Source organism: Bacillota bacterium (assembly GCA_013314855.1).
In the GTDB taxonomy this organism is placed as follows: domain Bacteria; phylum Bacillota; class Clostridia; order Acetivibrionales; family DUMC01; genus Ch48.
The window spans coordinates 1-14,926 of the sequence record JABUEW010000105.1 but is presented as its reverse complement, the minus strand read 5'-3'; the positions used below and the strand labels follow the sequence as shown (position 1 = coordinate 14,926).

The 14,926-nt window shown below is 32.4% G+C and carries 15 protein-coding genes; 13 read left to right on the top strand and 2 right to left on the bottom strand.

What is annotated here, in order from left to right; all coding sequences use genetic code 11:
* Positions 1-1,188 (bottom strand): transposase (locus tag HPY74_15740; protein NSW92096.1); only part of this gene is annotated, 1,188 nt, incomplete at its 3' end.
* A gap of 240 nt (positions 1,189-1,428) precedes the next feature.
* Here HPY74_15740 and HPY74_15735 point away from each other — a divergent pair.
* The gene (locus HPY74_15735; GenBank protein ID NSW92095.1) at positions 1,429-2,721 is read left to right on the top strand and encodes a non-ribosomal peptide synthetase; all 1,293 of its coding nucleotides are present in this window, start codon (positions 1,429-1,431) and stop codon (positions 2,719-2,721) included.
* A 97-nt stretch (positions 2,722-2,818) separates the two neighbouring features.
* Entirely contained in the window at positions 2,819-3,883 is a 1,065-nt protein-coding gene (locus HPY74_15730) for a bifunctional 3-deoxy-7-phosphoheptulonate synthase/chorismate mutase (protein NSW92094.1), read from the top strand.
* 307 nt (positions 3,884-4,190) lie between these two features.
* On the opposite strand, the gene HPY74_15725 is transcribed toward HPY74_15730, so the two are convergent.
* Positions 4,191-4,340, bottom strand: a complete 150-nt coding sequence (locus HPY74_15725) for a hypothetical protein (GenBank protein ID NSW92093.1) — start codon at positions 4,338-4,340, stop codon at positions 4,191-4,193.
* An 87-nt stretch (positions 4,341-4,427) separates the two neighbouring features.
* Between HPY74_15725 and HPY74_15720 the strand changes: the two genes are divergently transcribed.
* The 11 genes from HPY74_15720 (at position 4,428) to HPY74_15670 (ending at position 14,505) form a co-directional block, all read left to right on the top strand.
* Positions 4,428-4,565 (top strand): sigma-70 family RNA polymerase sigma factor, encoded by a 138-nt coding sequence (locus tag HPY74_15720; GenBank protein ID NSW92092.1) that lies wholly within the window; start codon positions 4,428-4,430, stop codon positions 4,563-4,565.
* Between the two features lie 33 nt (positions 4,566-4,598).
* On the top strand, positions 4,599-4,838 hold the full coding sequence (locus HPY74_15715; protein ID NSW92091.1) for an IstB-like ATP-binding domain-containing protein: 240 nt from the start codon (positions 4,599-4,601) through the stop codon (positions 4,836-4,838).
* Positions 4,839-4,864: 26 nt separating this feature from the next.
* Positions 4,865-6,046: a hypothetical protein gene (locus HPY74_15710; protein NSW92090.1), complete on the top strand. Its 1,182-nt coding sequence runs from the start codon at positions 4,865-4,867 to the stop codon at positions 6,044-6,046.
* On the top strand, positions 6,010-6,273 hold the full coding sequence (locus tag HPY74_15705; GenBank protein NSW92089.1) for a hypothetical protein: 264 nt from the start codon (positions 6,010-6,012) through the stop codon (positions 6,271-6,273). Before HPY74_15710 ends, HPY74_15705 begins: the two co-directional genes overlap by 37 nt.
* A 474-nt stretch (positions 6,274-6,747) precedes the next feature.
* Complete coding sequence (locus HPY74_15700) at positions 6,748-6,993, top strand: AbrB/MazE/SpoVT family DNA-binding domain-containing protein (GenBank protein NSW92088.1); 246 nt, start codon at positions 6,748-6,750, stop codon at positions 6,991-6,993.
* A 446-nt stretch (positions 6,994-7,439) separates the two neighbouring features.
* Positions 7,440-8,168 carry a winged helix-turn-helix transcriptional regulator gene (locus HPY74_15695; protein NSW92087.1) on the top strand — a complete coding sequence of 243 codons (729 nt, stop codon included), beginning with the start codon at positions 7,440-7,442 and terminating at the stop codon, positions 8,166-8,168.
* 13 nt (positions 8,169-8,181) lie between these two features.
* A complete protein-coding gene (locus HPY74_15690; GenBank protein NSW92086.1) occupies positions 8,182-9,036 on the top strand; it encodes a serine/threonine protein kinase in 855 nt (284 codons plus the stop codon).
* Positions 9,037-10,245, top strand: a complete 1,209-nt coding sequence (locus HPY74_15685; protein NSW92085.1) for a hypothetical protein — start codon at positions 9,037-9,039, stop codon at positions 10,243-10,245.
* Positions 10,246-10,838: 593 nt separating this feature from the next.
* Positions 10,839-12,344 carry an SIR2 family protein gene (locus HPY74_15680; protein NSW92084.1) on the top strand — a complete coding sequence of 502 codons (1,506 nt, stop codon included), beginning with the start codon at positions 10,839-10,841 and terminating at the stop codon, positions 12,342-12,344.
* Between the two features lie 11 nt (positions 12,345-12,355).
* Positions 12,356-13,636, top strand: a complete 1,281-nt coding sequence (locus tag HPY74_15675) for a DUF87 domain-containing protein (GenBank protein NSW92083.1) — start codon at positions 12,356-12,358, stop codon at positions 13,634-13,636.
* 416 nt (positions 13,637-14,052) lie between these two features.
* Positions 14,053-14,505: a hypothetical protein gene (locus HPY74_15670; GenBank protein ID NSW92082.1), complete on the top strand. Its 453-nt coding sequence runs from the start codon at positions 14,053-14,055 to the stop codon at positions 14,503-14,505.
* Positions 14,506-14,926: the final 421 nt, after the last annotated feature.

Here is a 14,926-nt window from a genome sequence, read left to right as displayed (position 1 = left end):
ATCATTTACCTGTTTACTTTTAAGGTCTTTTGATGTTACATTAATAATGTACACAACATTATTAACTTTAATTTGCACAAAATCCTGTAAGAAGATTACAGTTTCACCAACTGTATTGAGGTTATTTTGAATTTGCAATATTTGTATGAATATGAATGAAAAACACATTGCAGAGAAATAACCTTCAAGCTTCTTAGGATGGCGTGCCTGGACTTTTTCAAAGTTAAGGTGTTGCTTGATATCTCTGAAGAAGGTTTCGATATCCCAACGACAGAGATACCTTTTAACAATACCTTGAGCAGGAGTATCAAGCATATCGGTTATTATGAACCTGGTATTTTCAAGGGTGGCACTATAGCCGTTTTTGACAATTGCCAGCTTAACTTTACCGATATCAGGTAATATAACCGTTATAGCTTTGATATAAAATCCTGTTCCAGGGTAGTACCTGAACTGCTTCTTATTATGAAGCAAACAGATAGTCCTAACATTAAGGTTATGCCTGTTGTTGTACAATACTTTACGGTTATTCTTAATCATACAGACATAAGAATATCCGTATTTCTTAAGCACGCCAAGCAGTGTTTTGGAAGCATACCATGTGTCGAATGTGACGTATTCGGCAACTAATCCAAATTTGTGGACGAAGTTTATCATATCAATAGCTAATTCAACTTTTGTATGATAAACTTCGCATTTTTCTTTTGGCATCCATATTTTGAAGGCTATAGGTATCTTAATCCAACCATTGGACCATAAAAGCACCACAATATGCATTCCCCAAACATACTTCTTGTTAGTATTATCATAGACATAGGTTGTGGGGAAAATGCTTTTGCCAAAGGGCTTTCTGATAATAACATCATCTATTATCAAGTATCCAAGAGAAGCCGTTTGTGACTGTATAGCTTGGATAAATAGAATAATGAAATTGTTATTATTAACAGAAAGCAATGGCAGTAGTCTCATTATGGCATCATGGGATACCCAGCTAAGCTTTTGAGCGATATGAGTTGCCGTAGGATTATTAAAAAGGATTAGCCCTATACATAACGCCACAAACACTATAGTAAGGTTTCCAGGAAACAATCTATTAAAGTTTAACTTGTATGTTAATTCCAAAATAATATCATGTATACCATGTTTGGAAACAGAAATATCATTTATATAATTATTGGTATTTTTCAAACGAATCCCTGCTAAAAATATATCAAATATGGTTTACATAATATAGCTGTAAATGTTGGAAACCTTATTGCAACAACCTTTTAGACAATATTAGGTTTTCAAAGTCCCGATATATGAAGCTTTTAGCTTGTTTGCGTAAGTACTGTTTATAAAATAAATTCATCTTCAAAATTTCCTGAAGAGGGTATTTCATATATCTTATATACATCGGGTTCAACAGGCGAACCCAAAGGTGTAAAAGTGACAAAAGAAGCTCTTTTGAATTTTATTGAAGGCATTTCGGAGATAATTGATTTTTCACAAGGCAGACGAATCGCTTGCTTTACTACGATATCATTTGACATTTTTTTTCTTGAGAGTATTATGGCTTTGGATAAAGGGCTTACAGTTGTCTTAGCAAATGAAGATGAACAGCACAATACGAAACTTATGGCAAAGCTTATCAAAGATAATGCTGTGGAAATAATTCAGATGACCCCTTCCAGAATGCAGCTCCTGTTGGATTACGATAAAGAACTATCCAGTCTTAAGGGGGTTAAGGATATTATGCTTGGTGGAGAGCTTTTTCCTGACAGTCTTCTTCATACATTACAGGAAAAGACAACTGCAAAAATATATAATATGTACGGCCCTACTGAAGCGACAATTTGGTCTGCAGTCAGCGATTTAACACATGCAAAAAGTGTGAATATTGGCCGTCCGATTAGAAATACAGAAATATATATTATTGATGAGAACATGTCTATCGTGCCCGATGGACAATCGGGAGAAATTTGCATTGCTGGTAAAGGACTTGCAAGAGGCTATGTTGGAAAAGATGATTTGACTAAAGAGAAATTCAGTTATTTGCCACAGAAACCAGGTATTAGGGTGTATCGGACAGGTGATATAGGGAGGTATCTGCCTGATGGTAATCTCGAGTATTTAGGACGAACAGATAACCAAGTAAAAATACGTGGCTATCGGATTGAACTTGAGGAGATAGAATCGCATTTAAATCAATTTGAGGGTATAAAACAGTCTGTTGTATCTGCAGTGGAAACAAGTGAAGGTGAAAAAGTTTTGGAAGCATTTTACACGAGTGATGCAGACATAGAACCTAATCGTTTATCAGAATATCTGTCTTTAAAGCTTCCGTCATATATGATTCCAATTAGTTTTAAGCGCGTTGAGAACTTTATTCTGACAGCCAATAGGAAAATTGACCGAAGAAGAGTGTCGAAATGTGCGCAGATAAAAATGGATTATTTAGTTTCTCAAGACTATGATTATAGTGGATTAACTGATATTCAAAAGAAGGTTTTTGAGATAATTGTTTCTTACACTGATCCTAAATTTACTAGTAATATAACATTAGGAACTGAACTAGAGAGTATTGGCATTAATTCTATATCTTATATTAAAATTATTGTTGCTTTAGAAAACGAATTTAATATTGAGTTTGATGATGAAGTTCTTAATATTACAGAACTCCCAACAATCAAATCAATGATGAAATATGTAGAATCAAAGGTTGTTATATATAATATGTAAAGTCTCTGCAACTTTATTAATTAAAGTTAAGGCTTTGGCGTATAGAGTAAATACGAAAAGGTTATTAGTGAAAATATTTTCTGTATATTTTGGGGGGATGATTACGAGGAATTCAGAAAAAATAAACGATAGGATAAACGAAGCTATTGAAAGATTGCTTACAATACTAAACCTTTATACATTGCTTTTGTTTGAAATTAAAAAGGATAATAGTAAAAATCATCAGCTTTGTAGCAGTAAGGAATTGGTTACACAACTCTTAAAAAAGAATAAAGGCCCCCTGACAGATGAAGTTGTAATGAAAGTTTTCAATGAAATTTTTAATGTGATATCAAAGTTTGTTGGAATATGTGAAGAAAAAAATTTATTGGTAGGGGCGTCTGGTATTTCAGAAGTTAATATGTTTAACTCAATAAACGAAATGTTTAACTTTAAAATAAATAAACCTATAGTGATTGCAGGACCGTGTGCTATTGAAAATTACAACTATTTGGATGAAGTGGCGCAGGTACTAAGTAAAAAAAGTATAAAATTTATTCGGGGAGGCGCTTATAAACCTAGAACGTCACCTTATGATTTTCAAGGTATCAAAGAGGAAGGCTTGAAAATTCTCTATGAGGTAAGTAAAAAATATGATCTAATCTCAACAACAGAGGTTGTTGATACCAGATATGTTGAAATAGTATCAAAATATACTGATATATTGCAAGTTGGAGCAAGAAACATGCAGAATTATGAACTTCTTAAAGAAGTTGGTAGAACTCATAAGCCAGTAATTTTAAAAAGAGGTATGAGTGCATCAATTAAAGAATTTATTTATGCTGCGGAATATATAGCTTTACAAGGAAGCAGAAATATTATTTTATGTGAACGTGGCATCCGCACCTTTGAAACAAGTACTAGAAATACTCTGGATATTTCAAGTATTCCAATTATAAAAAATGAAACATGTTTGCCTATTATTGTTGATTTAAGCCATTCTCTTGGACGAAAGGATATAATTGTACCAATAGCAAAGTCTGTATTGGCAGCCGAGGCAGATGGAATTATGGTGGAGGTTCATCCGAATCCTGAACTTGCTCTTTCGGATAAAAGACAGCAACTTAATATTGATGAGTTTACAAAATTACTGGATGAGTTAAGAATTGGTGAAAATGGCTAACATTTTTAAAGAGAGTATATTAAGAAATGTCGATAGATTATTTAAAATCAAGTGAAGGGGTTCTTTTATCTATACTTCAAATATTAAACAGCCGGAAATGGGAGGATTTAATGGGAGAAGGAAAGTCGTTTGAGATTTCACGACATCAAGTGCTGGAATCGTACAAACGCGTAAAATCAAATTAGGGTTTCCTTAACGAAAATCTTTCCAAATTTTATACCCAATATATTCCAAATTAATCCAGATTAATTCATAATTTCTAAGCCCAAAAAGTCAGTATAAAAATTTACATAAAAGAAGCTGAAGCTTATTTTCCAAGTTTATTCATAAAATGAGATTTATTTTTATGGTCGATTCGCTTGTTTCCTTGGGGAGTGCATATTTCGGAAGCATCCGGACACCTGTTCCGGGAATATCCGGACAGCATAACGGGAGTATCCGGACACCATTTCGGCACATCCGGACACCTTGTCGGATAAATAAAAAATTGCTAACCTTTAGTTAAAAGTTAATTAAGGGGGGCAATCCGATGAGGAGGATTAATATGCTGAAAGCGAGAGAAATTTTAAGGTTAAAACATGAAGCCGGTCTATCTTTAAGAGAGATTGGCAAATCATGCAACTGTGGTAAAAGTACAGTTGCAGAAGTGCTAGAAAGAGCCAAAAGAGCAGAAATAGGATGACCAATAAACATCAGTGATAAGCAGTTAATGTCTTTGTTGTATCCACCCGCAGAAAGAAATGACAGCCCACCGGAACCTGACATGGAAAAACTTAAGGTTATGGCACAGATGCTAAGTGAACCGGATAACAATCTTGAAGAACTGTCATTTGAAGAACGATTTGGAATAATGGTAGAGAAAGAATGGCTGTCAAAGAAAAGAGAAAAGGTTTTAAATGAAATAAAGAGTTTATTGGTTGATGACAATAATAAAGGAATTAATAATGCCATATAGACCACCGGGGCGGCAATGTGAATGTTATGTCAATAAACAAAGAAGTAATTACCGTTGCGGCTGCAAGAGATGATGACAAGGTCACGATAGTAAACACAGATGATGATTTTAAGGAACGGGAATTTAGTATATCCGAGCATCTGATAGAGCTTGATTGGGACAGCTGGTTAAGCTACCTTGAATCGGGCGAGATTGAGAAGATGGTTATAAATGCAAAGGGAGACTGGGTCAACTATGTGAAAGCCCCAATACTGAGGTTGCAGTATCAGTTCAGGGATAGGAAGCTGAAAGGCATGGATATGGCGTTTACGGGCAATATACCGATAGCGGCAGGGCTGTCAAGCTCATCCGCTATTGTCGTATCAACGGCAGAGGCGTTTCATGTGTTGAACGGGCTTGATTTGACGCCGCAGAGATTCGTTGAGCTGTGCGGAGAGGGCGAGTGGTACGTAGGTTCCAGGGGAGGAGCTGCCGACCACGCTGCCATGAAATTTGCAGAAAGAGGTTATATCGTGAAGCTGGGTTTTATGCCCTTTAGCTTTGAAGATATATATGAGTTCCCCGAAGGTTATAAGCTATTGATTGCCAATTCGCATGTCAAGGCAAACAAGACAACGAACTCCAAGGATGCTTTCAATAGCAGGGTTGCTGCTTATGAATTCGGAGTGATGATGTTTAAGGACAGGTTCCCGCAGTATAAGGGGGTTGTGGAGCATCTCAGGGATATAAATACGGAGAGGTTGGGAGTTCCGCCAAGTAAAATTTATGAAATGCTTTTGGAGTTGCCGGAAAGGGTAAAACCGGAAGATTTATTTGCTTTAATATCAGAGGAAAACCATGGCAAGATAAAGCGCATACTGGCATCGCATAATCCACCGGAGTATTACCATGTGAGGACGGTGACCATGTTTGGCATAGCGGAATGCCGCAGGGCGAAGCTTTGCAGTGAAATGCTCAAGGCAGGGAAAATTGAGGAATTCGGAAAAATGATGAACATAAGCCATAATGGAGACAGGGTTGTATATTATGATGAAGAAGGCAATATACACGATTATGACTGGGGTTTGCCTGATGCAAAACTGGAGGAACTTATAAATGACTTGAGAAGCGAAAACCCTGAAAGAGTACTTAGGGCGCAAATTGAGAGGCAGCCTGGGGGTATGCTTGTTCCATCCCGGAAATTGACTATATCGTGGACATGGCTTTGAGAGTGAAAGGCGTTATGGGAGCCCAAATATCCGGCGCTGGCCTCGGAGGCTGTGTAATGATACTGGTGGAGGAGGGCGCTGTTGACGCATTAGTTGCAAAGCTGGAGCAAGAGTACTACGCTCCCAGGAACCTTGAGCCTGCCGTAACTGTTTGCGCTCCTGTAAAAGGGTCCGGGTTAGTGTACCTGGCACCACCCGAAAAATGTCGAAAAATACAAGAAGCTTGAAAGTGTTTTAATAATTGGGTTAAAAATTATAAAGATACACCTAACGAATGATAAATATCTGCAGGTATAATTTGCTCCTGCGGATATTTTTAAGCTTTCAAAAGAACAAATGTTTTTACAAAAACGATAAGATATGTTAGGGATGGAAATATAGTACCTTTTTGGCAATGACAGAAGAAAAATTGATTTAGTATGAATGGAGTTTTAGCTGTAAAGCTAGTTCATGCTTTAGTTAGAGCATAAAATTTTTTGCGTATTTCTCATTGGAAGGCCAACCACGCAGCATACGGATAAACTTTGAATATGTATATTAAGCGCTTCTGAGATGATATATTGAAAAGATAAAAGGGAAATAGCCATATTCATCAGCCTCTTTTTATATTAAATATTTGTTACAAACATTTACAATATATGCAATTATAATGTAAAATGTAACTATTAATTATATTATTTTACATAAAGGGATAATGTTATATGAAAGAAACAGGTATTATAAGAGAAGTAGATGAATTAGGGAGAGTAGTTATTCCTATGGAATTAAGGAAAGTATTAAATATCAATAATAAGACTCCTTTAGAGATTTTTACCGAAGGTTCAACTATTATACTAAGGAAATATAATCCAGGCTGCATCTTCTGTGAAAATGTAAATAATGTTATGAGGTTTAAAGAAAAGAATATATGTTCTGAATGTTTGGAACAAATAAAGAATGAGGATTAGCATACATGGCACTGTCTGAACCAGTTGTGGTGCCTGTCATCGCAAAGTTATACAACCATTGAAATTTGTGCTAATAAACAAAAGAAATTCAAGTAAAATCCAATGTACACCAGACAGTTTAATATGCGAAATAATTGAAAAGTAAATTGCACGGATTATATTCACAAATACTGCTGGATTTAATTAATTGAACAAACTATAGTCCACTATTAATGAGTGGGAATACATTATAAATTTGGTAGTGTCAAATAAGTAATGAAAACTAATGAAAAAATGGAACAGATTTTGGAGGTGTAAAAAATGACTATAAACTACTCACTTCAAGATTTTTCTTTAGTTAATTCTTTCATAAAAAGAAAAATGGAGGATTATGGATTTGGTAGAATTTTACTAAAATTTTTGTTTTATTGCATACTATATATTAAAATAGTAATGGAGTGATTTACATGAATGACATAATTGAAATATATGATGAGTATAGAGATTTGGGAATAAAAACCAGAAAAATTACCCAAGGATGTGAGTTTAATTTAGTAAGAGAGTTTATACAATTTAGAAAAAATGAGTTTAAATCATCTACTACTAATAAACTTGCAATATTTATTGAACCCAAAATTAATAATTCTTATCCTGATATAGTATTTGTTGAATATAATCCTGATTGTTTTGAAAATTGGAATATAGAACGCAATAATTTATCTGCTATTGAATTTAAGGTATTATATTATATATATATTAAAGAACAAATTAATGCAAATGAAATCGTCTCACAGCTTGGTATTAGCTGGAAGGATACTATGCTATCGATTGAAAAATTATATGATGCAAAACTGATAAAGAGAAGTAAATGTAATTGGTGTATCCGAAATAAGGATATATTTGGTGTAAAAAAAATAGAGGCCGTTGAAGCGAAAATTAATAAATTGGACAATGTGTTTCAACAAGCACTGGTGAATAAGAGTTTTGCTTCTGAAAGCTATGTTTTGTCTAATTTGGGTCAAAATGTTTTTGAACTAAAAATTGACAGATATGAAAAGTTTGGGATAGGGTTTTATTCCCTCAACCATAATAAAGGATTTGAAGTACTAATAAAACCTAAAAAAGTATCAATACCTGTTAGCTTTAGTTCAATATACTTTAATGAGTGGATTGGAAGAGTACTTATGATGAGATAAGGGGTTGTTTGCTGTGATATCGAAGTCAGAGTTGGTAGAATTGTTAGAGGATTGCATAATAGTTAAAGAATATCCGGATAGTGGTCAGAAAAAAGTTTTTTTAGTAAATAATAAGGATAGTGGTTTAGAGATTGTGAAAGTTGTAAAATTTGGTGATGAGAGAGTATTACGAGAAATTGAAATTGTAACGCAAAATCATATTCCAAATGTTCCTAAAATTTACAGGGTGCAAGAGTTTAATAGTTCATCTGGAGATAAATATATTTGTATTATTGAGCAGTATATTGAAGGTCAAACACTACAGGAGAAATTAAAGGATGGGAAACTTAGCATCATTGAGGGAATAAAGTTGTTAGAGACTTTACTTAATATTACAGTCGTCCTTGAAAAAATAAAAACAGTACATAGAGATATTAAGCCGAATAATATAATTTGTGGCAATGATGAGCAATATTATTTAATAGATTTTGGCATTGCAAGACAGCTAGACAAATCTTCATTAACTTTATCAAAAGCTAAAATAGGACCTCATACTCCAGGTTATGGAGCTCCTGAGTTATTTCAGTATAGTAAAAAAGATATTGATATAAGATCTGATTTATTTTCTATTGGAGTAGTTTCATTTGAAGCTTTAACAGGAGAACATCCATTTTTAATCGGAGATGAGATGGATTTAAATGAAATATGGTATAAAACAAAAACAGTAATTCCAAAAGATTATATTATAGATGGGGACAAGAATAAGCAATTAATTAGCTTTATCCAAACCTTAATGCAAAAGCATATTACAAGAAGACCACCAAATGCAATAAAGGCGTTAGAATGGTTTAAGGCAGTTCTACCTACTCTTGAAATAGGAGGGAGTTAAATGGAGTTATATTTACAATATGGTTGGAGAATGAAAGGTTTAGTACTGGATTTTGCGAAAGAATGGGATAATACCAATGTAATTTTAAGTCCGAGAGACATCACTCCTAAGCAACTTGTAAGCTGGAGTAAGGAGTTCGCAAGGGCGAATGTTTCATGCTTGTTTGATCCTCAATGTTACTTTCCTAGAAGTAACCATAAAATATTATCTCAATATAATTATTGGAATAATTCAATGTCGTCTAATTTAATATCAGACGAAGACTATGAAACTAGTTTAATAAGAAGTATAAATACATATAACGATATTATTGGTACAAATAAATTTATTATTCCAGCAATTATGCGAAAATTTGATGGAGAATGGTTCAAAAGATGGCAAATAGATACATTTAAACTAACTAATGTAGCAAGAAAGGTTATAAAAGGGAAGAAAATCTTGTTAACAATAGCATTGCCAGTAGATTTACTTTGCCAGGTTGAAGATATAATTGAAGAGTTAATCGATTTGACGGAGCAATATGATGTAGATGGTTATTACATTATTGCACAACCAACAAATGATAAATATCTTGTAGATAATCCGTTATGGTTATCTAATTTAGTTCAATTATGTGCAGGGTTAAAATTGCAAGAGAAAGAGGTTGTAGTTGGATATGCCAATCAGCAAATGCTTTGTTTGTCAGCTGCAAAAGTTGATGCTATAGCTTCAGGGACTTTTTTAAATGTTAGAACATTTTCAAATAAATTTGATGACTTAGAAGGTAAAATCAAACGTAAAAGTGTTTGGTATTATTATCCGGAATCATTATCAGAATACAAAATCTCTTTTTTAGATGTTGCATATAGCAATAAGGTTCTTGATGAAATGAAACCTGGTGAAAACTATTATAATAGTTATATAGACTTGATTTTTTCTGGAATAATGCCATCTTCTACAGCATTCAATGAAACTTTAGCTTTTAAGCATTATTTAGAGTCTTTAAGAAAACAGGTTATTATGTGTACAAGAAAATCCTTTAAAGAAACAATTTTAGCAAATGAAATGCTATTGCAAACAGCTGAAAGAAGAATAGAATTCCTGGAAAAAAATGGGGTATATGCTCAGTCCAGAAGCTTCAAGGATATCATTGATGTAAATAGATCAGCACTACAGCGGCTTCAAAAAACAAGAGAATTTTTACTCAGTTATTCATGGGGAAACATTTGAATTTGGTACCTGGTACCGACCGTGTACCCGAAAAAAGTCGAGAAATACAGGAATCTTAAAGGTGTTTGAATAACAGGTAAGAATAGATTTTTGCCTAATAGATGATAAATATCTGCAGGTATAATTTGCTCCTGCGGATATTTTTAGGCTTTCAAAAGAACAAATGTTTTTACAAATATGATAACATATGTTATAGATGGAAATATAGACTTTTTCTTAATATGTTATCTGAATCTGTTTTTAGTAAGGTGATGACAGGTAACCAAATTCAACATGAGTACAAAAGATTTTGTGAAATTATCACGGAATGTTTATATGAATGGACATAACCAAAAAGGTATAGTGCCATTTGAAATATGATATCTCTTAAAAATGAAAACAAGAAAAATGATCCTTATAATGTGGTTAAATAAGAATTAATTGTCATAAAATGTAGAAATTTGCGATATTTTTATTACATATTTTGCAGGATTTTGGAAATGTGATAAAGAATATGAAATTAGAAATACATCAATTCCTGATTGTATGCTTAAGAATAAGTGAATTTAACTTGTATTAAGCATAATGTTTCATTATAGGGGGCAGAGCTTATTATGGAACAAGCTGAATTAATTAAACAAGAACAATGCCAAGATCAAACAAGCAGTGATAATAATATTCGGAAGTTCTGTAAAAGTGCTTATTTTGTTGGCAATAATAATAGGTTGAAGGAATTTTGCGAGAAAATAGAAAGTTGTCAGGGTCAATGTAAATTAAGTGATGATATCAAGAAAAAATTTGAAAAAACAAGAGATAAAATAAGATTAACTTTAAAAAACTATCTAGAATTAAATAATGTAAGTTTTTTATTTGGTACTGGTAGTTCAATGATACTCGGTGCTGTATCTATAAGAGATATTCCAATACAAATAGAGAATAAGATTAAAGAAAATGATGCAGAACTGTATAACACATTTAAATTCTTAGTTCAGCAGTATCAGGTTGGATATGATGAAAAGGAATTTGAGCCCAGTGGAAAATGGAAAGTAACAAAAAATATGGAAGGCTTATATAGATGGAAACATTGTGAGGAAGATGATTCAGGAGAGAAGTGGGGTAATATTGCTGTACCTTTAGAAGAATTTACAAATTATTTATTGGGGTTGAAATATGTATCAGAGATTTCTAATTCTAAAATTATGGTTTCCGATTCTGGCATAGCTTTAGATTACGAAATCCTTGATAAATTAATAAATTTCATAAAGCTGGAACTGTTTAAATTATGCGATTTGAAATATGAGAGTAATGAACTTGCTTACCATAAGAAACTGATTAAGTCCTTGTTGGGTAGGCCCCTTAATTTAAGAAGAGCTAATATTTTTACAACTAATTATGATTTGGTATTTGAAGATGCGTTTGAAGAATTGGGGGTTCATTATATCAACGGTTTTAATGGTTTTAATAAGAGATATTTTAGACCGGAAATTTTCGATTTCGATATGTATTATCCCGCAAATTTAACAGAAGGAAAAGTCAATAGGGTTGAAAAGGTAATAAAATACTTTAAATTACATGGTTCATTGACATGGGTTAGAGAAAACATAAGTGCTGACAATATTTATGGTTTGAGAGAATTCCCTATTGAGTATATAAGAGAAAAGTATAAAAAATATGTAGAAGAAAAATGTAATGATAAAGATTTAACGGAATCAGACATTGGAGACATGATGATATATCCAACATCATATAAAAAAGGTTATACGCTTGATTTCCCCTATTCTGAATTGTTTAGACAATTTGCATCCTCGATAACTCAGCCGCAGTCTGTTTTATTCTGTATCGGGTATAGCTTTTTTGACGAGCATATTAATGATATTATATACCAAGCATTATCTATACCAAGCTTTACACTTGTTATAATTAATTTGTGTGGCAATGAAAAGATAAATAAATTAAAGAAGCTTAATGACCCGAGGATACTTATTCTCGAAGGGGAATATTTGGGAGACTTTAAAACATTTGCAGATGAGATAATGCCGAATTTCCATGAATTGAGTATTGAAGAGAAAATAGCAGATACACTTAATAAAATCCATCCTGATATAATAAAAGATGATTAGGTGATTTGGAGATGAATGATAGAGAAATAGGAAGAATTATCAGCGTTGATAGCTTTAGAATTGTAATTGAATTAAATAGTGATTTGAAAGGATTATATAAAAGCGGATATTATGATTTATATCAGATAGCAAAAATCAACTCTTATGTGATAATACCTGTCGCAGAAGACAAAATCGTTGCAATTATCACAAGAGTAAGAATAAATGATGAAACGGAAATAGAAGCTTCTACAGGAATGGTTTCATTGCCTAAGTCCAAGCGATATATTATAGCAACTTTGACAGGAACAATTACAGGCAAGAAACAAGAGTATATTCAGGGAGTGTATAATTTCCCTGTATTAGATAACCCTGTATGGTATGTCATGGAGGAAGAATTGAAAGTCATATTTGACTATAAAGATAATACGGACGACAAAGAGATTGATTTTAAAAACGATTATTACTTACCAATAGGGACTTCACCCATATTTAACGACTTTGAAGTGAAAATCAATCCTGACAAACTGTTTTGCAAACATGCTGCTGTACTGGGGAACACCGGATGTGGCAAGTCTTGCACAGTTTCAACCATATTACAGTCTATTTTTACATATAAACTTAAATCATCAAAGGATGAAGAAGAAAAATGTGTTAAAAACGCACATTTTATTATTTTTGATACAAATGGTGAGTATAAAAAAGCTTTTAAATTCCAGGATAAAGAGATAAACAATAGAGTGAATACTTTTACAATAAATCGCGAGGGATTGAGAGTACCATATTGGTTTATGAACTATGAGGATTTTGATTATCTTTTTAAACCAAGTCCGAACGCACAAGCACCAATTCTAAGAAGAGCAATAGAACTTGCTAAGAATAAACATGAATCCGAGAATAAAAATGAAATACCTAGAGAGGTTATAAACTTGTTAGAGCATATTAGAAATTTATGCCTTAATTGTTCAAATGATGACCATAAGGAGTTGAAAGAAATAATCTATGAAAATTATGAGTATATAATGACTTTTGATATGTTAAAGGATGTTTTTCCATTCGAAAAAGAAGATTATATTAAGAAAAATCCTTATTATGATAATAAAGGAAATTTTATTAGAAACTACTATAACGATGTGGACGACAATTATTTAAATACTGAAGTTAAAAGTATTTTAATCGAATCTATAAACAATAAATTACAACAAATATATAATGAAAAAGAAGCTAAGAAAGCTATTCAAGAGCAAAATGTTGATATCCCAAAATGGTTTAATTTTAAACAGATGATAGACATCAAGGTGAAGAAATTTTAAAAAGGATTGCACAAAACAAGATAAATAATACATTTTGGCATGAACATAATAGTCTTCACTTTGTTGATAAGATTGAAACTTTACCAGATGAAAATGGAAAAGAGCAAAACCTTAATCTAACTTATGCTGTAAGAGATGGGATTATTTCTCATTGCGGTGAAGTTGACGAGAATGCAATTTTTCCTCGTGATGAAAATATAGATCTTTATCAAATTGAAAGAGTAGGAGAATATGCTCCTTTTACTTGGGAAGGATGTGTAACAAAAATTGCAGATAAAATTTCGTATATAGGTCGAGACATAGAGGATGCAATAGCTTTAGGATTTCTTACACATTCACAATTAAAAGAATTTAAGAAAATTGTTTCCGGAATAACAGGTATTACTGATATTCGTGAAATTAATAATACTGTTTTAATGCATGGATTTATAATAGATTTATGTAAATCAAGCTCTCCTGAAAATGGTCTTAGGTTTTCTGAAACATATTTACCATATATTAATTCTATTAAAAAGTTTAATTTTGATAATATTTACTTTCATAAAAGATTGGAATGTTTCAGAAAATACGCAAAGCTAATTATTGATTCAATTTTTGAAACGCTTTCCACTTATTATGATGGAAAAGACACGTTGAAAAGGGTTATAAATTGTGAAAAATTTTATCCTATTTTATCAAGAACGTTTTCAGAATGGTTGATCAAGTATTCTAATTTAGACCTGAGAAAAAGAAATTCACTAAATTTTAATAATGAAATTATATACAATATTCAAAATGAAAAAGATTATTACCTTGCTATTATTGATTATATTTCTGGAATGACGGATAGCTTTGCTATAAAAGTTTTTAACGAGTTAACAAGCTTTTAAAACGGCATGTCAGTTAACAGTAAGAGGTTTACAAAGGAGATTCGACATTAGATTTATGGAAAAGAAGTATTTGCAACCTATATTGGCTCACCTAAGATAGGAGCTATTTCTTATTGGGTTCTAAATTAAAACTTTAGCTTTAAGCTTTCACTTTTTTGCAAGGTGGGCTTATTTATTGCATAATAAAAATGTAACTGCATAACAAGTAAAATTATAAGTCTTTGCGCACGTAAGAACCCAATTTTTTTATATTGTTACATATTTTTCTTGACAAAGAACATATGTTCTGATAAGATTGCATTGAAAATATTGTCAAAATATTGTAAAATAGGAGTGAGGTTATGGAGTACTTATGGGTATTGGAACCTGATTCAAGTTATGATGTGCCGGACAACAAGCACGATAAGGGATATAAATATCT